At 45.1% G+C, this 24486-nt stretch carries 20 protein-coding genes; 8 read left to right on the forward strand and 12 right to left on the reverse strand.

Annotated features, from left to right (window positions below; all coding sequences use genetic code 11):
• Positions 1-29 precede the first annotated feature (29 nt).
• Complete coding sequence (locus LMH68_RS02755; RefSeq protein ID WP_017060233.1) at positions 30-2360, reverse strand: DNA internalization-related competence protein ComEC/Rec2; 2331 nt, start codon at positions 2358-2360, stop codon at positions 30-32.
• Between the two features lie 17 nt (positions 2361-2377).
• On the opposite strand from LMH68_RS02755, the gene LMH68_RS02760 reads away from it, so the two are divergent.
• Positions 2378-2890 (forward strand): DUF2062 domain-containing protein, encoded by a 513-nt coding sequence (locus tag LMH68_RS02760; protein ID WP_017060232.1) that lies wholly within the window; start codon positions 2378-2380, stop codon positions 2888-2890.
• Positions 2891-3095: 205 nt separating this feature from the next.
• Here the strand turns inward: LMH68_RS02760 and lolE are convergent, their stop codons facing one another.
• From lolE to lolC, 3 genes are read right to left on the reverse strand one after another with little or no spacing between them, the layout of a single operon-like run.
• Positions 3096-4340 (reverse strand): lipoprotein-releasing ABC transporter permease subunit LolE, encoded by a 1245-nt coding sequence (gene lolE / locus LMH68_RS02765; protein WP_017072111.1) that lies wholly within the window; start codon positions 4338-4340, stop codon positions 3096-3098.
• Complete coding sequence (gene lolD / locus LMH68_RS02770; protein ID WP_017060230.1) at positions 4341-5033, reverse strand: lipoprotein-releasing ABC transporter ATP-binding protein LolD; 693 nt, start codon at positions 5031-5033, stop codon at positions 4341-4343.
• Complete coding sequence (gene lolC / locus LMH68_RS02775; RefSeq protein ID WP_229647170.1) at positions 5026-6234, reverse strand: lipoprotein-releasing ABC transporter permease subunit LolC; 1209 nt, start codon at positions 6232-6234, stop codon at positions 5026-5028. Before lolC ends, lolD begins: the two co-directional genes overlap by 8 nt.
• Positions 6235-6461: 227 nt before the next feature.
• On the opposite strand from lolC, the gene LMH68_RS02780 reads away from it, so the two are divergent.
• The 5 genes from LMH68_RS02780 (at position 6462) to LMH68_RS02800 (ending at position 13108) form a co-directional block, all read left to right on the forward strand.
• Entirely contained in the window at positions 6462-7031 is a 570-nt protein-coding gene (locus tag LMH68_RS02780) for a hypothetical protein (RefSeq protein WP_017065300.1), read from the forward strand.
• 6 nt (positions 7032-7037) lie between these two features.
• Positions 7038-10499 (forward strand): transcription-repair coupling factor, encoded by a 3462-nt coding sequence (mfd, locus tag LMH68_RS02785; protein ID WP_229647169.1) that lies wholly within the window; start codon positions 7038-7040, stop codon positions 10497-10499.
• Between the two features lie 63 nt (positions 10500-10562).
• The gene (locus tag LMH68_RS02790; RefSeq protein WP_017065298.1) at positions 10563-11330 is read left to right on the forward strand and encodes a peptidoglycan binding protein CsiV; all 768 of its coding nucleotides are present in this window, start codon (positions 10563-10565) and stop codon (positions 11328-11330) included.
• Positions 11331-11467: 137 nt separating this feature from the next.
• Positions 11468-12022, forward strand: a complete 555-nt coding sequence (locus LMH68_RS02795) for a GNAT family N-acetyltransferase (RefSeq protein ID WP_229647168.1) — start codon at positions 11468-11470, stop codon at positions 12020-12022.
• Between the two features lie 50 nt (positions 12023-12072).
• Positions 12073-13108, forward strand: a protein-coding gene (locus LMH68_RS02800; RefSeq protein WP_102394396.1) for an IS630 family transposase whose coding sequence is annotated in 2 segments (ribosomal slippage) — positions 12073-12531 and positions 12533-13108 — 1035 coding nt in all. Because the reading frame shifts where the segments join, the coding sequence is not laid out codon by codon here.
• Between the two features lie 130 nt (positions 13109-13238).
• Here LMH68_RS02800 and LMH68_RS02805 read toward each other — a convergent pair.
• From LMH68_RS02805 to hinT, 7 genes are all read right to left on the reverse strand, one after another.
• Positions 13239-14528: an NAD(P)/FAD-dependent oxidoreductase gene (locus tag LMH68_RS02805; RefSeq protein WP_009847154.1), complete on the reverse strand. Its 1290-nt coding sequence runs from the start codon at positions 14526-14528 to the stop codon at positions 13239-13241.
• Between the two features lie 512 nt (positions 14529-15040).
• A complete protein-coding gene (ycfP, locus tag LMH68_RS02810) occupies positions 15041-15580 on the reverse strand; it encodes an alpha/beta hydrolase YcfP (RefSeq protein WP_009847155.1) in 540 nt (179 codons plus the stop codon).
• Positions 15581-15688: 108 nt separating this feature from the next.
• Positions 15689-16543, reverse strand: coding sequence for a phosphotransferase (locus LMH68_RS02815; RefSeq protein ID WP_229648074.1), 855 nt, complete (start codon positions 16541-16543; stop codon positions 15689-15691).
• A gap of 205 nt (positions 16544-16748) precedes the next feature.
• Complete coding sequence (gene lpoB, locus LMH68_RS02820) at positions 16749-17339, reverse strand: penicillin-binding protein activator LpoB (protein WP_017060223.1); 591 nt, start codon at positions 17337-17339, stop codon at positions 16749-16751.
• An 86-nt stretch (positions 17340-17425) separates the two neighbouring features.
• Positions 17426-17809 (reverse strand): YcfL family protein, encoded by a 384-nt coding sequence (locus tag LMH68_RS02825; RefSeq protein ID WP_017060222.1) that lies wholly within the window; start codon positions 17807-17809, stop codon positions 17426-17428.
• The gene (locus tag LMH68_RS02830) at positions 17809-19200 is read right to left on the reverse strand and encodes a COG3014 family protein (protein ID WP_017065296.1); all 1392 of its coding nucleotides are present in this window, start codon (positions 19198-19200) and stop codon (positions 17809-17811) included. The genes LMH68_RS02825 and LMH68_RS02830 overlap by 1 nt, the downstream gene beginning before the upstream one ends.
• 277 nt (positions 19201-19477) lie before the next feature.
• Positions 19478-19828, reverse strand: coding sequence for a purine nucleoside phosphoramidase (gene hinT / locus LMH68_RS02835; RefSeq protein ID WP_017060220.1), 351 nt, complete (start codon positions 19826-19828; stop codon positions 19478-19480).
• Positions 19829-20105: 277 nt separating this feature from the next.
• Here hinT and LMH68_RS02840 point away from each other — a divergent pair, with 277 nt between their 5' ends.
• Positions 20106-22097, forward strand: coding sequence for a methyl-accepting chemotaxis protein (locus LMH68_RS02840; protein WP_229648073.1), 1992 nt, complete (start codon positions 20106-20108; stop codon positions 22095-22097).
• 197 nt (positions 22098-22294) lie between these two features.
• On the forward strand, positions 22295-23461 hold the full coding sequence (locus LMH68_RS02845) for a DUF1887 family protein (protein ID WP_017065293.1): 1167 nt from the start codon (positions 22295-22297) through the stop codon (positions 23459-23461).
• Positions 23462-23674: 213 nt separating this feature from the next.
• Here the strand turns inward: LMH68_RS02845 and udp are convergent, their stop codons facing one another.
• Entirely contained in the window at positions 23675-24433 is a 759-nt protein-coding gene (gene udp, locus LMH68_RS02850; protein WP_017065292.1) for a uridine phosphorylase, read from the reverse strand.
• Between the last annotated feature and the right edge of the window lie 53 nt (positions 24434-24486).

A 24486-nucleotide genomic window follows, 5' to 3' on the forward strand; every position in this document is an offset into this window, starting at 1 on the left:
AATCGCTTAATTTTCTCACAATAATCTATCTATTCTACTCCCTTACGGAGCATCTGCCTATACCACTGCCCGCCTTGTTGTTCTCTAATCGCATGATATTGCCAACCTTCTTTGCTAAGAGTGATGGTTATTTGTCCGCTTTCTCCAGTATCTAGCCAAGTACTCCCCGCTTCCTGATAACGTTCAATAACAAACTCACTCGGCATTCCCCACTGGTTGCCTTTGGCAAGAGAAGCTATCGCCAGCTGAGGAGACACCGCCTCAATAAACGACTTAATCGATGACGAATCGCTGCCATGATGCGGAACCAACATAACATCACTCCTTAGCTGTTCTCCTTCACGAGCAAGTAACCACTCACTTACCAGTTCAATATCACCAGTGAGCAACATTGAGAAATCAGCACTATGATCTGAGATCTTGACCACACACGAATGTGGGTTATACGCCCTCTTTACTTGCTTAGGCGGCCACAACACCTCAAAAACAACATCTTGCCAGTTCCAAACCTCTCCAATAGTACATGTTTGAATATTAGACGGGGCTTGAGTGATAGATTGGCGTTCTTGAATAATGTTCTGACTGGTTCTTATCCACTTTGGCGTATAGTTCTCAAGTAATGCCGGATAACCACCAGCATGGTCAGAATCGAAATGACTCACAATCACGCCTTCTAATTCATAAATCCCCCGCTGATTCAAAGTAGGAATCAACAAAGACTCAACAACCGAGCCTCCTGGCCACGCATTGCCAAGATCATAAACAACAATCTGATTGTTCTTTTCCAAGACCAAAGACAACCCATGCCCAACATCCAAGATATCAATAGTTAGTTTGTCTTGCTGGGGTTTGCTGAACTCCCACCACAGCACAAACACTGCAGTTACCAATATCGATAATGTTCGCTTGAAATACCGACTAACAAAGCTCAAAAACAAGATAAGGAATACTGATAATGCAATCGTCTGATTATCGACTTGGATCCAAAATCGCTCAGAGAAAGGAAGACTAAATACGAGAGGCTCAAGCGATAAGTCGACTAACTTCCACAGCTGACTGACCAAATCATTGTCTAGCGCTGTTATACCAACCACGCCAGACACTGACTCCGATATTAAGCTTAGAAACATTGCCAGAAACAACAGCGGGATCGTCACCATCGATACCCAAGGCAAAAGGAACAAGTTGTAGAAAACAGAGACTAAACTGACTCCTTTGAAAAACAACATCGAGGAAGGCGCGATAAGGAATGTCAGCATCAGTTGAAGCTTAATAAGTTGGAGTGCGTAGTCGATAAATGTAAAGCTTGAAGCTGAGCGCTGAGTATTACAGGCGATATAGAAAACAGCGCCCAATGCACCAAAGGACAACCAAAAACTGCTCGACAAAGCTGAAAACGGCCAAATCAGCAGAACCACGCACACACTTAAAGTAACATACCGAAGCAAACTGATATTTTGCCCACGCCACAAGAAATAACTCGCGATAACGCACATCACCAAAGCTCTCAAAGTTGGCAGCGTGAATCCAGCAAACCAACTATAGAAATACGCCAAGCCGAGCCCGAATATTGTAGGTAACCAAAGAAATGAAGGGGAAAGTAACCTTAATATCTTGCCAATCTGATAGCCGATACCAAAGGCAATCCCAATATGCAGCCCCGAAATAGCCATCAAGTGAATCAGGCCACTGCTTTTAAGCATATCCCACCGCTGAGGCGGAATAAGGTCTCGATATCCAAAACTCAAAGCGATAATGAGATCTTGATTTGCCAGCAGACTTAACCTTTCAAGGCTGGCTTCAAACCATTGGGCGCGTAAGTTGGTGCTAGAATGAATTCGGTACTTGGTATCTGCTCTGTAAGTTGCATTGGCAACCACGCCAGCACTAAACAAGTACTTTTCTCGGTCAAAGCCGGCTTCGTTGAGTTTGCCCCATATCGGCTTTATTGAGGCCGATAAATAGACATCATCTCCAAGCGTTAGCTTGAAAGGAGTAAACAAACGCAATTTTATCAATTGAGGAAAGATTAATTTTTCGCCGCCAATTGATCTGACTACTATTACGCTTTCAAAACCGTGGCTATTTTCACTAAAAAGACTAACAACCGACGCATTTATGGTAGTATTCTGCCCTGATTGGAATAAGCGACTCGTTTGTATTTCAATCGCATTCCCTAGGCAGATAACTAGTATCAATGCTGTTACTGGACCTCTTGCACTCCGGAAAACGCTATACTTTGTTGGTGCTAGCAGTAACAACAGCATCAATGGTGCCCAAACCCAATGTGGCATCACAGGCCAGAAGCTGGCAGACACAACTGTCGCAGCAAATGAAATCAAGAACCAAGTGTTAAACAAGAGAGTAGCTTCCTCCTATGCCAAGAAAGTTTATCAAACGATTTATGCCTGACCATGATCTAATCAAGCGTCAGAAAGCATTGAAAGTTTTTGGCAATGTTTTGTACAACCCCAACTTATGGTGCCTTAATCGTCGCTCTGCGGCTGGCGCGTTTGCTGTTGGGTTATTCATGGCGTTTGTCCCTCTACCAAGTCAAATGATTATGTCTGCAGGCCTTGCTGTCGCATGTGGCGTTAACCTGCCTTTAGCTGTCGCACTTGTTTGGATCAGTAACCCGGTTACCATGCCTGTTCTCTTCTACTTTGCTTATAAAGTCGGGGCGTTTGTTATGCATGTGCCACCGCAAGCCTTCCATTTCGAATTGTCTTGGGACTTCATCTTGGCGCAAATGAGCACTATAGGGCCTCCGTTCTTATTGGGTTGTCTGATTTGTGGCGTGGTTTCAGCAATGATTGGCTACTTTGGTATTCGCGGTTTATGGCGCTACTCAGTAGTAAGAAGTTGGAAGAAGCGACAAGCAAGGCACTGAACGCCATTTCTTGTTATTCAATCTAACCTTGTATGCGCTTCACTTAAAACGTACACAAGTTAAAATCGGATGAGCTACTTACCTCTGCAAGATTGGCATGTAACGAAAGTCGTAAAGAACACGAATTGAATTCAATAAAAAAGGATCCCACTGGGATCCTTTTTTGTATCGACTGAAAACTGACGGCCTGCTATTTAGGCGAATGCTATTTAGAACTCAGCACTGAGGCTGGATTCAACTTCGCCGCGCGTGATGCTGGGTACCATGTCGCCAGTAAACTCAGCACAATCGCAGTGCCGGAAACCACAACAACATCCGTCATATCAAGTTGTGATGGCAAGAAGTCGACAAAATAGATATCACCGGACAAGAACTGGTGATCGACCAACTTTTCAAGTCCTTTGATTAGTGTCGTGAGATTAAGAGCGACTAGCACACCTATTGCACTGCCCACTAAACTGCCTAACACGCCTGAGAATACGCCCTGCCAAACAAAGATGCGCTTCACAAGGCCGTCTGATGCACCCATGGTTCTTAAAATCGCGATCTCTGATGCTCTGTCTTTTACTGCCATCATTAGCGTCGAGACAATATTGAAACAAGCCACACCAATAACCAGTACCATCACCAGATACATGATGGTACGAACGAGTTGGATATCTCGATACAAGAAACCAAACTTCTGCTGCCAGCTTCGTAGATACACATACACATCAAGCTGATTGCCCACTTCACGCACAATAGAGTTCGCGTTCAGCACATCGGTCACTTTCAAAGAAACCCCAGTTACCGCCTCACCTAAGTTTGCGTAGACCTGAGCATCACCAATCGGGATTAGCGCCAAACTGTGATCTATCTGACCATTAAGCGTCAGCAAGCCAACCACTTTCACTCGAACACGTTTTGGTGCCTGAACCTTCACAGAACCGTTTACCGTCGGAATCATCAAAGTCAGATAATCACCGACTTTCGCACCCAGCACATTCGCTACACCAGAACCCAAAATGATCTGTTGTTGCCCTGCCTTAAACTCGCTCCAAGCTTGCTTATCGATAAAACTCGATAGGCTTGATACCTGTTGTTCTAGCTGCGGATCAACGCCGCGAACTTCAATTGCTTTGAGTTCTTTGCCCTTTTCAGCAAGCGCAGTAATTTTCACATAAGGCGCAGCAGCAACGACTTTATCGTGCTTAACCGACTCCTCAATCACGTGCTCCCAACGAGTCACAGGCTCATTCACGCCTTCAAATTCACCATGAGGAATGACAGAAAGTACTCGTGATTGAAGCTCTCGCTCAAAGCCATTCATCGCAGATAAGCCGATAATGATCACCGCGACACCAACCGCAATACCAATCGTCGAAGACAATGAGATGAACGACACCATCTTGTCTCGTTGTTTCGCACGGCTAAATCGGCCGCCTATCAATAGAGATAAAGAGGAAAACACTTAGCTCTCCTCTTTTTCTACGTTGACCAGTAAACCATCTTGCATGTGAAGTTGGCGATCCATCTTACCGGCAAGTTCACCATCGTGAGTCACGACCAAAAAGGCAGTATCGTATTCACGGTTCAGTTCACGCATTAAGTCGTAAATAGACAGTGCGGTGTTATGGTCAAGGTTACCGGTTGGTTCATCCGCCAACACTAGCGCAGGCTTATTCACCAATGCACGAGCAATCGCCACACGTTGCCTCTCGCCACCAGAAAGCTCTGAAGGTCGGTGGTCCACGCGGTGACTCAATCCAACTTTGTCCAACAAACGTTGTGCTTCTTGCTTTGCTTTAGCGGGCTTTTCGCCGCCAATCAATAACGGCATCGCCACGTTTTCTAAAGCTGAAAAGTCAGATAGAAGATGATGGAACTGATACACAAAGCCAAGATGCTGGTTGCGAAGCTTCGCCTGCTTATTCGAACTCAAAGATGCTAAATCTTGACCAAGAAAACTCACACTGCCCGCAGAAGCATCGTCTAATGCGCCTAAGATATGCAGTAAGGTACTTTTGCCCGAGCCAGAGGTACCGATGATTGCTACTAGCTCACCCTTTTCGATGTCAAAGCTGACTCCCTTGAGCACCTCAGTATCTAACGAGCCTTCACGGTACGTTTTACGGATATCATTACATTGAAGAAAATTACTCATAACGAAGGGCCTCAGCAGGTTTCACAGACGATGCACGATAAGAAGGGAATACAGTGGCAATCAGGCTAAGTGCAATAGCCAGAACCACAACAACAGCGATTTGAATTGGGTTAATCAAAATTGGTAACTGACCACCAAACGAGAATAGAGCAACACCCATCGCTTCTAAAATCGGGTTAAGGTTCATTGCCAGAACAACACCTAGTGCGCCGCCGGATAGTGCGCCAATCACGCCACTACTCGCGCCCTGAACCATAAAGATGCCCATCACTTGGCCGTCAGTCATGCCCTGAGTTTTAAGTATCGCGACCTCAGATTGTTTCTCCATCACCACCATAATCAGCGCAGAGATAATATTAAATGCAGCAACCCCGATGATCAGACCAAGCATTAGGCCCATCATGTTTTTCTCCATACGAACCGCTTGGAACAGCTCGCCACGTTGGTCACGCCAATCGCTCCACAACCATCCATCAGGTAAGGGTTGGTTCGATAGTTCCGCGACTTCAAATGGGTCTTCAAAAAACAGTCGCCAACCTGAAATGGTGTCTGACTTATAACGCATCAAACGCCCAGCATCTTGGATATCCGTCACCATAAGTTGGGCATCAATATCCGAGCCCGTATTAAAGATACCAGCTACGGTGAAATTACGTTGGCTAGGAATACGCCCCAATGGTGTGTATTGACTCGCGCTGGTCACCATTAGACGAACTTTGTCGCCCATCGATACTTTTAGGTTTCTCGCCAGAGTATGACCAAGAAACAGCTGATATTGCCCAGCTTGAAGTGAAGACAAGCGACCCGCGATTAAGTGGTCTTGAAGTGGATCATCAGAATTGGGTTGGATGCCAATCAAAAGGCCAGCAGAAAGCTGAGCAGGGCTCTGAATCACTGCCTCACTGCGAACAATCGGTTCAACATGACCATTAAGCGACATTTGCTCCGCAAAGCTAGGCGCTTGAGCAGAAAGTGACGTTGTGCCTCCTTGCTCGTATACAACGGCTTGAGGAAGTACACCAAGAATTCGGTCTTTTAACTGCGCTTCGAATCCATTCATTACCGATAAAACAGTAATCAAAGACAGCACACCAATGGTGATACCTGCCGTCGACATGTAAGAAACAAAACGGCTAAAGCGATCACCTGAACGGCCTTTCAAATAACGCAGGCCAACAAACATTGAAATAGGATGAAACATACTTTGAACCATCAAAAAGGGATGCGGGTTAATGTAACGGGTATTGCTGTTACTGTGTAGGGGGTAATTGAAAATATAGAGTGAATTAACTCAATTAGTTAGGCCTGAAAAACAGAACCCTGTCAAAACACCAAATTTCAAACAACTATTTGATAGTTTCAATTAACTGACCTTGATTACTGCGGCCACATAGCGATAATCAATAGATCACTTCAAGGAACTAACGCATGACAGAACAAGAGTTTTTCACCGTTCACCATAGCCTTACCGCTAATATTGAACCAATGGACAGCGGCTTCACTTTACCTTCTCAAATTCAATTCGAATCTGAGATCCCAGCACCATTTGTGGTGGCAAGTGAATTTAGCCAATTGGATCTGTTAGCTGACAGCGCTCGAGCGGAACTGAAAAACAGCGACTTGAAGAATGTCACCAGTTTATTGGATGCACAAAACTCAAAATTAAACCTCTTGTTGAGCTTTATGTTATCGCAGCAAGATGATGAGAAATTTCGCACTCACACCTATTCATTTGGTGCGAGTCAGTTTTCCTGCTTTTCAAAAGCAGACATCGAACCGGGTCGCTTAGTAAAAGCCAAACTTTTTCTAGAGCACCCAGCTGCAGCCATTTATTGCTACGCAGAAGTATTTGCTAGCGAGGCGAAAGACTCAGGTTTCGAAATCAAATTTAAATACGCTCATCTTCGCGATACCGACCAAGACCTGCTAATTAAAGCGGCACTTTATCAACAACAGAAACTCTTGCGTCAACGCTCTCTAGACCGAGATAACAAGTAAATTAACATGACCAAAAAATCCATATTTACACTACCTAAACTTAAAGGTGCCGGTGACAAAAAGCACATCGGTAACCTAGTCGGTTCGTCTCTCGCTCTTGCCATTGCCAAACTCGCAGAGCAACACAACAGCCATACCGTCTTGGCTGTACCCGACCCACAAGTGGCGCTTAAGCTTCAATCTGAAATTGAACAGTTTACGGCACATGAAGTCGCATTATTCCCTGACTGGGAAACGCTGCCATACGATAGCTTCTCGCCGCACCAAGAGATCATCTCAGATCGTATCGCACGCCTTTACGCACTGCCAACATTAAAAGATGGCATCACGATCGTTCCGATCAGCACGTTATTGCAACGCCAGTCACCGCGAGACTTTTTGCTACAACACACGTTAATGGTGAAAACGGGCGATCTCTACTCTTTAGAGAAACTGCGTCTACAGCTTGAAAAGTCAGGCTATCGTTACGTTGACCAAGTGTTTGGCCCCGGTGAATACGCAAGCCGTGGCTCTATTCTCGATCTGTTCCCAATGGGCAGTAAAGACCCGTATCGTATCGATTTCTTCGATGATGAGATCGATACCATTCGTACCTTCGATCCTGAAAACCAACGTTCTATTGAAGACATCTCTGAGATCCGCCTGCTGCCTGCTCACGAATTCCCAACCTCGGAAACGGCAATTGAAGATTTCCGTATTCGTTGGCGCCAACAGTTTGATGCCCGCCGCGAACCAGAATCGGTTTATATGCAGGTATCTAAAGGCACATGGCCTGCTGGTATTGAGTATTGGCAACCACTGTTCTTCGATCACACAGAAACCTTGTTTGATTACGTTGCCGATGAAGCGCAACTGCTGATTCTAGGTGATGTCGAGACTGCAGTAGACTCATTCCTAACGGACGTTGCTCATCGATACGAACAGCGCGGTGTTGACCCATTACGGCCACTTCTCACGCCTGAACAACTGTGGCTGAAGAAAGACGAGCTGTTCGCACACTTCAAACAGAAGCCACAAGTCAATCTGAGCTTAGATTCAATTGAAGAGAAAGCTGGACGTACCAACCTTCCGGTTGTGTCTCTTCCTGATCTCAGTGTTCAGCATCAGAATAAAGAGCCACTCGCAAACCTAAGAAAGTTCACTGAAGCCTTCGAAGGAAAAGTGGTCTTTTCAGTTGAGTCTGAAGGTCGTCGTGAAGCTCTGAGTGAATTACTGCGAGGCATTAAAGTTCGTCCAAGCGAAGTTGAAAACCTCGATGCGGCGATTAAAGGTATAGATAAGTTCAGCCTGATCTTAGGGTCAGCGGAACATGGCTTTATCCACGAAGAGCAAAACATCGCCCTTATCTGTGAAAGCGACCTGTTGGGTGATCGCGTTGTTCAGCGCCGTAAGAAAGACAAAAAAAGTGTTAACAGCGACACTGTCATTCGTCACTTAGCCGAACTTAAACCAGGTCAGCCTGTTGTACACATTGACCATGGTATAGGTCGCTACATCGGCCTACAGACTCTCGAAGCCGGTGGTATGAAAACCGAATACGTAACCCTTGAGTATCAAAACGATGCCAAGCTCTACGTACCTGTTGCTTCTCTGAACTTAATCGGACGTTACTCGGGTGGCGCTGAAGATTCAGCACCACTACATAAACTCGGTGGCGAAGCGTGGCAAAAAGCTCGTAAACGCGCCGCGGAGAAAGTCCGTGACGTTGCAGCAGAGCTACTTGATGTTTACGCCAAGCGAGAGCTAAAACCTGGCTACAAATTTGTGCTCGACCGTGGCCAATACGCGACTTTCAAATCTGGCTTCCCGTTTGAAGAAACCGATGACCAAGCGATGGCCATCAATGCTGTTATGTCTGATATGTGCCAAGCCAAAGCCATGGACCGTTTGGTGTGTGGTGATGTTGGCTTTGGTAAAACCGAAGTCGCGATGCGTGCAGCATTCGTTTGTACCGACAACAGCAAACAAGTAGCGGTTTTAGTTCCTACTACTCTACTTGCTCAGCAACACTTCGAAAACTTCCGTGACCGTTTCGCCAACTTGCCGATTCGTGTTGAGGTTCTATCCCGATTCAAATCAGCTAAAGAGCAAAAACTAATCATGCAAGATGTCGCCGACGGTAAAGTGGATATCCTAGTCGGGACTCACAAGCTGCTTTCGAGCGATATTAAGTTTAAAGACCTAGGCCTGCTGGTTGTCGATGAAGAACACAGATTTGGTGTACGTCAGAAAGAGAAAGTGAAAGCGATGCGTGCGGATGTCGATATTCTAACGCTTACTGCGACACCGATCCCGCGAACGCTGAACATGGCAATGAGTGGCATGCGTGACCTTTCGATCATCGCTACACCACCCGCACGACGCTTGGCAATTAAAACCTTCGTTCGCGAGAGTGATGATGCCATCGTCAGAGAAGCGGTGCTGCGTGAAATCATGCGTGGTGGCCAGGTTTACTTCCTACACAACCAAGTCGACACGATTGAGAAAACAGCAGAGTCATTGCAAAAGCTGATTCCAGAGGCGCGCGTGACTGTAGCTCATGGCCAGATGCGAGAGCGCGAACTGGAACGCATCATGAATGACTTCTACCACCAGCGCTTCAACTTACTGGTGTGTACAACCATCATTGAAACCGGTATCGACGTACCAACGGCAAATACCATCTTGATGGACAGAGCCGATAACCTTGGTTTAGCACAGCTGCACCAATTACGTGGTCGTGTAGGTCGTTCGCACCACCAAGCTTATGCTTACTTGTTAACGCCACACCCTAAAGCAATGACCAAAGATGCGATCAAGCGATTGGATGCGATTGCTTCGCTCGAAGACTTGGGCGCAGGCTTTACCTTAGCAACTCACGATTTAGAGATTCGTGGTGCGGGTGAGCTGTTAGGTGATGAACAGAGTGGTCAAATCCAGTCAGTTGGTTTCACCTTGTACATGGAGATGCTTGAACAAGCGGTTGAAGCATTGAAGGAAGGTCGAGAGCCATCGCTTGATGACCTACTGCGTGAACAAACTGAAATTGAGATGCGTTTGCCAGCACTATTACCAGATGACTACATCCCAGACATCAATACACGTTTGTCTACCTATAAGCGTATTGCGAGTGTGAGTGACTCCGACGAATTGGCAGAGTTGAAAGTCGAGCTGATTGATCGCTTCGGCCTTCTGCCTGATGCAACCAAGAACTTGTTATCAGTTTCTGAGCTAAAATTAGCCGCAGCGTCTATCAAAGCGAAGAAAATTGAAGCCCACGATAAGGGTGGATTCTTAGAATTCTACCCGGATGCTGACATAAACCCGACCTACCTTGTTAAACTGTTGCAATCTCAACCGCAAAAGTTTTCAATGGAAGGACCAACAAAGTTCAAGTTTACGATACCATTGGTCGACAGACGGAAACGAATTCAATTTGTTAGTGATTTATTGGGCGAATTCAGACAAAACTTGCTGCCTTCAGCATAAGACCCAATCCACTTGCACATATAAATTATCCAGCCGGTAGTTCGGCTGGAAGACGGAGTAAAAATGAAAAGACTGATCCCACTGCTACTATTGTTCGTCTCACTGCCAAGTTTGGCGCAGAGACAATTTGATATAGAAGTGATCATTTTTAAGCGCGCTGTTGATGCAGAGAAGGTGAACGAATCTTGGCCAAATACACAGCCTAAGATTTCACTTGAGCGCGTTGGTTCATTTCAAGATACCCAATACCGAGCAAAGAAAGGCGTTCAAATGCTACCTTACTCGGAATACAAGTTAACGCCTCAGAAAGACAAGCTACGTAAACACGCTGGCTTTGAAGTTCTGATGCATACCGCTTGGCGTCAAGGCGACCAAGGTAAGAGCTCGGCACCTGTTTTCCATATTCAAGCAGGTAAAGATTTCTCTAAACAGTTTAATGCTGATGGCTCTGAAAAAGGCGCAATCACTGCAGGCAGCGCTGATGGGTTCCAAGAAGAGACAATTGATAAGCCACTCTACGAATTAGACGGCAAGCTGCAAATCTACGTTCAGCACTACCTATACGCTGAAACGACATTAGATTTAAAAGCGCCAAGCGTTCGTGAAGTGACTCTACAAGAGCAACAAATCGAGCTAGATTCACCAGTAAGTGGCGCAGAAAGCAACGTCCAAGTGGGCAACCTAACTGAGATTTCTCCGACGGTTGAAGTCCAAGAGTTCCTTAAGAGCTACCGCATGGACCAAAAACGTCGTATGCGCAGTACAGAAACTCACTACCTTGACCACCCACTTCTTGGAATGGTGATTCAAGTTAGACGTGTAGCGCAGTAAATTACTTGCCGATTCGGCTATAATTATATAAATAATTCAATCCGCCCTCCTAGTGAGGGCGTTTTATTAAGTGCTATCTATCTTTATTCTGTACTGACTTTCTTTGCTCAGTACTTACACGTTACTTGGTACGCTCTATGAGCCCTGAATTTCAGATCAACACACAAAATCTTAGCCTTAAAATCATTGAGGCCTCAGATGCTCAAGAATTTTCTCAGCTGGTTAAGTCCTCCCCTAGCTTGCTGCCATGGGTCGACTGGTGTCATAAAGAGTTTTCTATCGTCGAGGCCGAGAAATTTATTCTGGCAACTCGCCTGAACTGGGTGAAAGCCGATGCGTTTGGCTTTGGCATCTTTGAACGAAAAAGCGATAAGTTAGTCGGTATGGTTGCCATTAATGAGCTTTACCACACCTTTAATATGGCGAGTTTAGGTTATTGGGTCGGTGATGACTTTCAAAGGAGAGGGATCGCCAAAGAAGCGATGTTCGCCCTATTTGAATTTTGTTTCGCGCAACTCAAGTTAACGCGTTTGGAGATTGTCTGCGATACCGAGAACCTACCCAGCCAAAAGTTGATCGAGAAGTGTGGCGCTGAGCGAGAAACCATTGCCCAGAATCGATTTCTGTTTAACGGTAAGCCGAAAGATGGCGTGGTTTATTCTGTGCTACCTCCAACGTCTTATACCAATTAAAGTAAAAATGTGATCTAATTAAGATTGATGAATTATTGTGAAATTTAGCCATGGATAGCCTTAATAACACTGACTTCAAAAAGCTTGCGAGCCAGCAAAAAACCATTCAGATGAAGATGCGTTTACTTGCGCTAGCACACTTTAAAGACGGCCTCTCTCGTACACAAATTGCAAAATCTCTCAAAGTCAGTCGAACCAGTGTCAATAAATGGGTTCGGATTTTTTTTGAAGAAGGCCTAGAAGGACTTCAAGAAAAACCTCGGACTGGTAGGCCTGCATACCTCACCGATGAGCAGCGGGCTCAACTCAGTGCCTTCATAAAAAAAGAAGCTGAATCACCTTCTGGTGGCCGCCTTGTTGGAAGCGATATACATGACTACATCGTTAAACACTTTGACAAGCACTACCACCCTAATTCCATCTATTATCTCCTCGACCACATGGGTTTTTCTTGGATAACTTCTCGTTCCAAACACCCTAAACAATCACAGCAAATACAGGACGATTTTAAAAAAATTCCAAATCGAAACGATCCTTAAGATCCCCGGCCATATTGGGCTAGAGAGTGTTGATGTCTGGTTTCAAGACGAAGCTAGGTTTGGTCAGCAGAACACAACAACACGTCTTTGGGCTACTCGTGGAACGAGACCTCGCGTAGTAAAACAGCAGCAATTTGAATACGCTTATTTGTTTGGCTCAGTGTGCCCATCGAGAGGGATTGGTGAGGCAATGGTCGTCCCTTGGGTTAACAAAGACATCATGATAAACCATCTAGAGCAGATATCTAAAGTCACAGAAAAAGACCGTCATTCAGTGGTAATAATGGATGGCGCAGGATGGCATACCGATGATATTGCTAACCCATTTGATAATGTCAGTATTATCAAATTGCCGCCATACTCACCAGAGCTTAACCCTATAGAGCAAGTGTGGAGTTGGTTAAGGCAACACTATCTAGCAAACCAAAACTTCATTGATTATAACGATATTGTTTCGAAGGTCTGTAGCGCTTGGAATGGATTTCTTGAGTGCAAAGATCGCGTCACAAAAATGTGTACAAGAGATTGGATTGACCTGATCAGTTAGTTTTCCGGATTGGTATTAACAGCAGAAATCAGTTCAACACCTGCGATAATCCATAATCGACACGATCAAAAAAGAGCTCCGAAGAGCTCTTTTTTATTATCAGCGTAATGCTCTGAGAAGGCTTACCTGATTAGTGAAGCTTTAGGTTTGGACGAAGTACACGGTTAATACGACCAACCAGCATCATCAGTGATGTTTTGATTAAGCCGTGAAGCGCCATCTGGTGCATGCGGTACAAAGAGATGTAAACCACACGAGCAATACGACCTTCGACCATCATCGAGCCTTTCGTCAGGTTACCCATCAAGCTACCTACCGTAGAGAAACGGCTAAGTGAAACTAGCGAGCCTTTGTCTTTGTAGATGTAGTCTTTCAGGTCACGACCGTTCAACTTAGCAATGATGTTGCTGAATGCACAGCTTGCCATTTGGTGAGCCGCTTGTGCACGTGGCGGAACGAATGAACCGTCTGCTTGTGTACATTGCGCCAAGTCACCGATTGCAAAGATGTTGTCATCCAGTGTTGTTTGCAGCGTGTTCTTCACAACCAACTGGTTGATACGGTTGGTTTCAAGACCACCGATATCTTTCATGAAATCTGGTGCTTTGATACCTGCTGCCCATACCATGATTTGAGCTGGGATCTTGTCACCATCTTTGGTTGTTAGGCCGTCAGAATCCGCCTGAGTCACCATCGTATTCGTACGAACGTTCACACCAAGCTTGGTTAGCTCAGAGTGTGCTGCACTTGAAATACGAGGAGGTAGAGCTGGAAGAATACGCTCACCCGCTTCAACTAGGTTTACGTTCAGCTTGCTTGAATCTAGGTCGCCGAAGCCGTAAGTACGAAGTTCTTTAACGGCGTTGTGTAGCTCTGCAGAAAGCTCTACACCAGTTGCACCAGCACCAACAATCGCGATGTCTACCGTGCCTTGACCGTTCTTAGCGTGAAGCTTTAAGAACTGATTGTTCATTTCTGTACGGAAACGGTGTGCTTGCTCTGGGCTATCAAGGAAAATACAGTTGTCACGAACGCCTGGAGTGTTGAAGTCGTTTGACGTTGAGCCTAGCGCCATCACTAGAATATCGTATTCAAGTTCACGGCTTGGCATCAGCAGTTCACCGTGCTCGTCTGTAAGCTCGCTTAGTGCAATCACTTTACGCTCACGATCGATGTCGTTCAGGCTGCCCATTTGGAAATCGAAGTAATGGTTTTTTGCGTGCGCACGGTAGCTTAATGCATCAACACCTTCATCCAGTGAGCCCGTTGCTACTTCATGAAGTAATGGTTTCCATAGGTGGCTTGCTTTACGGTCTACCAGAGTAATCTGGGCACGTTTCTTACGACCTAAAGTGCGGCCTAGCTTAGTGGCTAGTTCTAAACCACCAGCACCGCCGCCTACTACGATAATTTTTGTCACAATGACAATCCTCTACAAAATGAATAAATGGGGTTCGGCTCGATTACTCCAACCGATAAATTCTATGTATCTACTCGGCCTTGAATGCGAAGGCTGTTACAAATTGGGTTACCGCGAAAAAGAATAACGACAGCTCACCGAGTAGTTAGAGGGGTTACAAACAACAAATAATGGTTTGTTGCTTTGCTCACGTGGATATAAAAGGTTACTACCTGAGAGGCAGAACACAAATTATGGGCAAGTTTTTTCACTCGCTCTCAATTTTTTTTGATATTTGTCAAAATATTTTGCTTGGGAACATTATATATAGCAAAAAGATGACCGCAACAAAAAAATCCTTACCCTCAATGAGGATTCGCGACTAATTAGTTAACGTTTGCGCAAACTGATCTATAAATGCACAAACCGACCGATAAAACATATACAACTACTTTATCAATACCAGTCTCTAAGATTCAGATGTGAAAAAGCAGCACTCATTGAGCACTGCTTTTATAAAACATCTGGATTGATTAAGCGTTTTTGAACGCTTTCATTGCTTGAAGATGTTGAGAGATCTTTTTGAATTTATGACTCTCTTTCTCATCCCAGATTACATCATAGTAATCTTCTAGCGCGGCAGCTGTTTTGGTATTGTCGTGAATTTCATCTTCACGAGAAAGCACCACTAAACAGCGTCCTTTGTTTTTCATACGGTACTGAGCAACACATTTAGTTGCGATGTCTTCGTACTCTTCTGGACGGTCAATTCGACCTACCATGTTGTTCTCAGGGTGCAGATTAGGGTTGAACACCACCTGCTTAATCCCACATAAGAAACCAATACGCTCAGACCAAAAACCACCTAAACCTACACCACAAATAATGGGATGCGGATCATCGGATTGCTCTATCACCTTATGCACTTCTTTTAGCAGATGCTGCATATCGTGTTTTGGATGCAAAGTACTGTAGTTGATGAAACGAACGTCATCATCAATGAATTGCAACTGCAGTATTTTTTCGTGATTGCCCGGGCTTGTTGAGTCGAAGCCATGTAGATAGATAATCATTGTACCTCCCCCGTTGAATATTGGTACGTTTTGATCAATCTAACACGAAAAACAAGGTTTTAAAGGTAACAGCTGAGAAATTATATTTTTCACTTCCTAAACGTGATCCTAGCTACATAAAGTGTGACTCAGAGCCTCCGCTTCACGCAGATAACTTTCATCGCCCCAAAGCTGATGAGCAAGTAAATACCATAGCATCGCCATCATCTGGCTTCTTGGTAACCATGCTTCTACACCATCAAGCCAAGGCTGAACATCATGGATTCCTCGCAGCTGACAGTACTTCTCAACCGCTTCTGTGACTGGCGCGCCAGCAACCGCAATGGTTAATGTCAAATCGAGCCTAGGGTCTGCGAGCGCAGCGTATTCCCAATCAATAATCTTAATGCAGTCACTGTTTCTCACTAGGTTATAACCACCTAAGTCAAAATGGCACAAAGACAGGTCAACATTGGTAATACTCGGAGCCACGCGCCACTCTTGATAAATCTTAGTGCAGGCTTCGGTCTTATGAATCGCATCAAGCTGCAGCCAGTAATGGTCGACTCGCGCCGTGAAACTGAATGGTTGCAGTGATAATCGCGCAGTATTAACCAGATGAACAGAGATCAGCGTTTTCAACAGGTCATCGAGTTCTAGATCTTCGTAAAGTGTCTCACCCGCAATCCACTCAACCAGTAACCCCTGCTCATTCACTACCATTGGGCTTGGCCCGATACCGAGTCGCTCAATGGCAGACAGCACTTGGTACTCTTCATGGCGAGAAATGAAGAACGCTTTGGTGATAGGTGTGGTTGGCCGCCAAACATACGCAGTACCATCGGCATCGACCAACTTCCAACATCGATTGGTCAAACCGCCTGTTAATGTCTGTGCTCTAACTGGAGGCTCAGAAAAGTAACCGTCAAGCGAACTCAAACTGGTATCAAGAAGCTTAGCCTCAGACCAAGAAAAAATTGCCATATTTACTCCCTATAAACGTCTTAACTGCCCTATAAACGTCTTCATTCCCTACAAAAAAGACACTGACCAAAAGCCAGTGTCTCTTCATAAACAGCACATCATGCACTGCATTGGCGTGTGACCAAGCTATACGCTGTCAAGATTAAGCGCTGCCAATACTAGACATTGTCAAATCCGGCTGCGCATAGTTGGCAAGTAAGCGAAATTAAAGGCCTAGTAGGCTCTTAGATTGTTGCTTACGGATTTCAGTCTCGTCAGCCCATTCAATCAAGCCAGACTCAAGATCCATTAGACGCATCGTCATTTTGTAGTATACGTCTTCATCGCTACCCGCTTTCTTAACGATGCTTGATAGGTTGCCGTACAGCATGTACTGAGCACCAACCATTTTACCGAATTGAATCGCTGAACTTTGGTTTACAAGCTCATCGTTGTTTTGGAAGTTCAATTGGTCACGAACAGACTCTACACGGTCCATATCAACGAAACGGAACTTACCAGAGTTCAGCATCTTAGTACTGATAGTGTCAGTGATTGACTCAGTATCGATGTGCTCACTTGTTTTGTTCTTGATTCGCTCTACAAACACGATTGGACGCTGTTCACGAGTAATGTAAGACACAGAACCAGACGCCATCATGCTATCGACCATTTCACCCGCAATCGTTTGAAGGTCAGTTGAACCGAAATCGATTGTCGTGGTTTCTACTGCTTGTGCATCACCGTAGCTTACCTTGTTTGAACAACCGCCTAAAATAACCGCTAAACCTAGTAGCGCAATGACACTCTTTTTCATTTTGTTTCCTCAACTTATCACTGAGCGGGGTTACCCACACTCTTAAATTCTTGTATTTACGAATCATGAGACCCGTTTAATCTAACTTACTGCTCTCGGAACTGGACTCTGAACTGAGTCGCTTTCGGGTTTACCGACACTTCCGACAACGAAATACTTTCAAAACCACGAACAATCGCTTGCTTCCAAGGACCTTGTTTAAGGTTGACCTCAAGCCCGGCATCGTCGTACCAGTAAAAACGATAAAGAATATGTTGATCGCCTTTATAGTTACTGTTTAAACGAACGATTCCTCGCGTATGACCGTCGACCAGATCGGTGCGAATATCTTCAACCTGTAAACGGCTGCCCAATACCTTGTCACCAAAGAAAACGTTCTGAGTCAGACTATCGACCCTTACGCCAGCTGTATTATCAGCACAACCAGCCAGAGCCATAACCGCTGCTAAGCTCACTAACCACTTTTTCATTACAGCCTCCCTAGCTGTTTATGCCACATTGTTGCATTGTTTCCTTGTCGAGAAATCCACACCAAGGTGGTCTGCCCTTCTCGAATATCAAAGTCGTACGTTTTAGCGCCCGCTTCCAACGTATATTGACCGCTATTTGCTACAAACGTACTGCTCTTAATCTCTGCAGGTAATGATTGCCAACTGCGAGTGTCTGGTTGCTCTGTCAGTGTGTTCCACACGTTGAACAGAATATTACCGACATCATCGCCTTTGGTTGCTTCTTTTCGAATGCGATCTTTCGCGACTACACGTAGCGCTTGGCGAATAACAATGCTTGTCATACGTTCCGATAGATCGTTCTGCGCCATCGCGTTTACATCAGTGATCAAATGTTCTTGTAGCGGCTGTCCGCTGATTCGCAAGGCAGAAAAACGCTCTACGTTTTGACTTGGGTAATATGGCAGCGCAAGAGAGTATATTGCCCCCTGATCGCGACTGTCATAAACAGGCAAATCCAGTCGCCAACTGTCCATAGCTTGCACAGCGCTCTGCTCTTGAAGAACAATCACTCGCCCTTCACCTGCACTAAGTTTAGAAGATTGCTTATAGCGTTTTTCTAATGTTGCTAAATCTTGTCGCATCCCTAAACGAGCGGCTGTTGCCATGGTTCTATCGATGATTTCTTGGTTATCTGGCATCACAGCCAAAGCACGACGATAGTCAACGTAGGCGCTGTTTAAATCATTTGACGCTTCATAAAGCAGACCAGACAAGAACATCAGATACGCATTCTGTACTGACTGCAGTTTCTTACCCGCATCAGGGTAATTGGCAAGGATGCTACCCACATTGGCAGACAAGCCTTGCTTCTTCGCATCGCTGGCTGCTTTGTCTAACTCAGCCTCGCGTTGCTTCTTCGCTTGTTCTTGAACTTGGTTGGCGCGACGCATTTCAATCACCGCACCTTCTAAATCGTTTTTCTTGAGGTAATTTAAACCGAGATACAGATGAAGAAAGCCCAACTCATAATCGGCTGGCACATACTCGGTAATATTGTCATTCACAGCCAACGCACCCACACTGGTTGCACTGTCTGAGATTGAGATCACGGCTTTGCGTTGCTGCTCAGTAACCGCCTGATCAGCCACTTCAAACGAAGCCTTACTCTCAGGGTATTTTTGATCCAGCAGATTAATTCTGCCTCTTTCAAAGTTATCAAGGATGTCGCCTGCCGCGTAATCTGGTAGCTCTTGCTGAGCCTCTGAATAATCTCCAGATTTAACGGCTTGGTAGATCGCTTTGTTCTGTGCGCTGTAATGGCTGAACAGGCTTCCTGCAGACATACTCGCACAACCTACGGTCAACGCCGATAACAGGGCAATGGAAGCGAATCTAAACTGTTGCTTCACTTATCGTCTCCGTGCATGTTTAAAATGCCTACTTTATTAGGGTCTGCTGACCTTTAATGGTCTCATTATCAAAACGAAACGTGTTGTAAAAAGGATCTCAAGCCAGTTGAAATCCTACTGATATAGCCTCTGCCTAAGCGATGCCGACATTCAGACAACAGATAGAACTTAAAGTTGGCATACAAACTACAAATTTTCCAACTAACTACTTGTGTTAACCCACTAATGAGCGCGTTTAAACTAGCTCATTAGCTTTCATTAACTCGTTAGCTTTTCATTAGCTCATTAATAGGGGGCCAAGTGGACGACCACCAACCAAGTGCATGTGAATATGATAAACCTCTTGGCCACCGTGAGAGTTACAGTTCACGATAAGACGATAGCCATCTTCTGCGATGCCTTCTTCTTTTGCTAACTTACGAGCAACAGTAAACATGCGCCCCATCATCGCTTCATCTTGGACTTCAACATCGTTGGTTGTCGGAATCAGCTTGTTTGGGATGATTAGGATATGGCTTGGCGCACGAGGGTTAATATCGCGGAATGCGGTTACTAAATCGTCTTGGTATAGTAGATCTGCTGGGATTTCTTTGTTGATGATCTTAGTAAAAATGGTTTCTTCAGCCATGTTTCTCTCCGATAAAACATTTATTTTTTAATGCTTTGAGTATGCGCTATGCCGCATCAAACCACAATAAATCTGCTTTAAAGCATAATAAAAAACACCGTTCAAATCAAAGAAAACGAGCCTTAGCTCTCAAGAATGGCATGTTGGTTATAACTGAGCGTTATTTTTGACGTATGCGTCATAAAACGCGTAAGCCGAGCTCAATAGAATGCTGACAATTTTGTTAGTTTTACTTTGACCTGACATTAGGTCTGCATTTTTATTTAGGGAGAAAGCCATGAAGGGATCTGTGATCAAGCGTATGTACGCTGGTTTCGCACTGATCATCATCATGTTCGCAGTCACGATAACCATCATGATGAACAGCATGAATCAGATACACAGCAATTTTGAGAGTGTCTCAGAAACCTCATTGCCACTTGTTGCGCTTTCAAATCAAACAAGTGTTCAATTGCTTTCTGCTGATAAGTCATTCAAAGATTTCTTAACCACACAAAACGCTGAACGCATGTCTGCAATGCGTACAGAATTTGCTGCATCACAAAACTCGTTTTCAGAAGTTCTCGGTAGTTTAGAAGCGGCAAGCCAAAACAATGCTTCACTTATTGAACGTATCGCGCAATTAAGAGCAATGGAAGAACGCTACTTCGCCGAAGCTGACGAAGCGATGAACAACTACGTTGCGATGTTCGAAGCGCAAGAACAAGTGCAAAAAGCCTCTCGTGACTTCCAACGTTTACATTCAGAATTAACCGTTGGCATGAAAGAGTACGTCGCCGACCAAAAAAGCATCTCTGTAAAAGTGATGGCAAAGAGCTACTTCATTAAACTGCAAGATGCAGAAGTCATCACCTCTGATGCACTTGCGAGCTCTGATGTTGCCTTCGTTCAGAAAGCCGTTAACCAAAACAAAAAGGCCGTTACTCATCTTAACTACGCTTATCGCGGCCTATCAACACAACTACCAGCACTTAAGAATGTCTTCGATGAGTCAGTTCAGAAGTTCACCAAAGACGTTGGTCAGAAAGGTGGCGTACTAGACAAACACAACAACTACCTACAAGCCAAGCAAGCGCTGTACGTGAACATCGCCAACCTAGCCGTAGAAGTTGACCAAGCAATGGCTGTTTTGGACTCGTTCAACGTGACTGCTGAAGAGCAACTCAACTCATCACTAGCAGACGCAAGCAGCATCTACGACAAAGGCCTATTCAACGCGATTGCCATTGGCATTGTTGTGACCGTGTTCGCAGCTGCAATTGGTTACCACATTGCACATAGCGTAAGAGAGCCATTAACTCGCATCCTAGGTACATTAGAAGGTCTAACCGAAGGTGATATGACTCAGCGTATCGATATTCGCTACGACAACGAGTTCAGCCGTGTGAGCCGTCACATCAATACCTTGGCGGACAACCTACACAACATCCTTGTGAAGCTGAATGACGCTTCAGATGACCTAACCAAGACAGCAAGCGTCAACCAAAAAACCTCTACAGAAACACAGGCTCAACTGAACAGCCAACGTGAGCAAACCGCTACCGTTGCGACCGCAATGACAGAGATGTCTCATTCTGTACAAGAAGTAGCGAACAGCGCGCAAAGCTCACTAAGCATGGTTCAACAAGTAGAATCGGCTTCTGAATCTGGTCGTCAGATCATGAACACCAACATCAGCACCATTAATCAGCTTGAGGTTCGCCTTACTGAATCAGTGGGCGCTGTAGGCGAACTGCAACAGATGAGTAGCCAGATTGGTTCAATCCTTGACGTTATTCGTGGTATTGCAGAACAAACCAACCTACTTGCACTTAACGCGGCAATCGAAGCAGCGCGTGCTGGTGAACAAGGCCGTGGGTTTGCAGTCGTTGCCGATGAAGTACGAGTGCTAGCACAGAAGACCACTCAATCAACCTCTGAAATCGAGACCATGATCAGTAACCTGCAATCAAGCTCGAAAACAGCAAGCAACGTTATTGAAAGCTGTATGAGCGATATGGACATGTCGGTTCAACAAGCTTCAAGTGCAAACAGTGCGATGGAAGAGATCCAAGCCTTGATTCTAGAGATCAGCCACATGAGTACACACATCTCTCAAGCAGCCGCTGAGCAGAGTGAAACGTCTGGTGATATTGCACGCAACATCGAAGACATCAACCATATCGCAGATAAGAGTTACCAAGCGATGTCTTCAATTGCAGAAGCCAGCCAAAACCTAACAATTTTGGCGAATCAGCAAGGTGATTTAGTACATCAATTCAAACTATAGATAAATGAAGAATCGATAGATATTTAGTGAGATTGTTGAGACTTCTTACCCAATAGTGGTAACTAATTGAGCTAGGGCAACTTTTATCAAGGGTTGCCCTTGTTTTTTATGAGCTTTGTCATTATATGATTATTAAGGCTTGCTGCTTCCCGTTTTTTCTTTCACCTTTATGAGCGAGCCGCTATTAAGGAATTTATATGGCTGTTCATGTTGGCATTATCGATCAAGACCCCATTCGCTTGCTCACCCCATTACTTGATAACCGAACGGTCAGCACCCACATCGTGTTTATCGGCGACAAGAATCAAGTCAGTATGTACAAACGTTTAGACAGCGTTTTGCATAAGCGCGACATTACGAGTGAGTTTTTCGAAATTCCGACCATCGTAAATACGTCCGTCATTAAAGAATCTATCCAAACCCTTGCCGAAGACCTCAAAGCACGCGGTCAAGAAGTGAAGCTCAACGCAAGTTGTGGCCTTCGTCACCGCCTACTTTCTGTGTACGAAGTATTCCGTACTTACCACTGGCCAATCTTCGTAGTTGAACCAAACAGTGACAAGCTGTGTTGGTTGTACCCAAATGGTAAAGAAGATGCACAAGTTCAAGACCGCATCACCATCGACGACTACCTGACTGTGTTCGGTGCTCGCGGTGAATTCAGCGATGTTCAGCTGTCTCCGCAACTGGATCAGAAACTTTATGAACTGGGTGAACGTTGGGCTAGTAACGCACTCGAACTAGGCCCTGGCCTTGCGACATTGAACTACCTAGCAACGACCTGCCGTAAAGAACAAAAACTTGATGTAGGGCTATCTGAGAAGCAACAAGGCTATCGAGAGCTCAACATGCTGCTGAGCGATTTGGTTGAAGCTAAAATTGCGACTTACGACAATGGTATTTTGACCTTTGCCAACGAAGACGCGCGCCGCTTCTCAAACGGTGAATGGCTTGAAACATTGGTTCACAGCACAGTTAAGCAGATCCAAGATGACATGCCGACCATTCAAGACCGTTCTTTGAATGTTCAGGTATACCGTCAACTGGGTGAACGTGAGGTTCGTAACGAGCTTGATGTTGCCTCTGTGGTGAACAATAAGCTGCACATCATCGAATGTAAGACCAAAGGCATGCGTGATGATGGTGATGACACCTTGTACAAACTGGAATCGCTTAGAGACCTGCTAGGTGGCCTACAAGCACGTGCAATGTTAGTGAGCTTCCGCCCTCTTCGCCATAACGACATCACACGAGCTGAAGATCTTGGCCTTGCATTGATTGGCCCTGACGAATTGAAAGATCTTAAAACACACCTAACGGCATGGTTTACAGCTGCGGGTGGCAGTGAAGATCTAGAGTACTAAAAACCAATAAGCTCATGAGAGCTCAATGCTCTTAAGCAGATTGTTAAAAAGGCGAATGACGATTAAGTCACTCGCCTTTTTTGTTGTCTGTTTTCTCTATTGATTACTTTCAGACGGCACAAAAAAATGGCCGCATCATACGATGCGGCCATTTTCAAAATTTAATGTCACTTGAAGACTTAATGCTCTCTAAAACTCAGAGCACTTTAAGACTTAAAGCATTTTACGAGCGGCTTCTACAACCACTTTGATTGAACGTGCTTCTGTTACTTTTAGAGTGTCGTGATCAGGCGTCTCTTTTTGAGTACGGTTGATGATTACACCAGCAACACAACCTGCTTTCAGACCAGAACTTGCACACATAGTTAGCAGTGTTGCAGATTCCATCTCGAAGTTTAGAACGCCCATGTCTTGCCATTCTTGCATAGAGCCTTGGAAGCGCTTAACAACGCGACCAGAGAACGTGTCGTAACGCTCTTGACCTGGGTAGAACGTATCGCTTGATGCCGTTACGCCCATGTGAACTGTTGCACCTGATTCATCAACTGCCGCTTTCATTGCTGTTGCAACTTCAAAGTCAGCCACTGCTGGGAACTCCATAGGAGCAAAGTGTAGGCTAGCGCCGTCTAGACGAACAGAACCTGTAGAAACAATCATGTCACCCACGTTTACGTGAGGTTGGATAGCACCAGTCGTACCAACACGTAGGAAAGTGCGAACACCAAGTTGAGCAAGCTCTTCAACTGCGATAGAAGTCGATGGACCACCAATACCTGTTGAACATACAACAACTGGTTTGCCGTCTAGCTCTGCGCGGTAAAGCGTGTATTCACGGTGACTAGCAAGGAATACTGGGTTCTCCATCTCTTCTGCAATTTTTTGCACACGAGCAGGATCACCAGGGATGATCGCAAGAGTAGCACCGTTAAGATCTGCTTCAGTAACACCTAAGTGGAAAACAGCTTGAGACATAGTTCGCTCCTTTTGGCTTATTGGGCTTTTTACCCTTATTTAAGCTCATAGTA

This window comes from Vibrio sp. F13, assembly GCF_020806305.2.
Classification (GTDB): Bacteria; Pseudomonadota; Gammaproteobacteria; order Enterobacterales; family Vibrionaceae; genus Vibrio; species Vibrio crassostreae_C.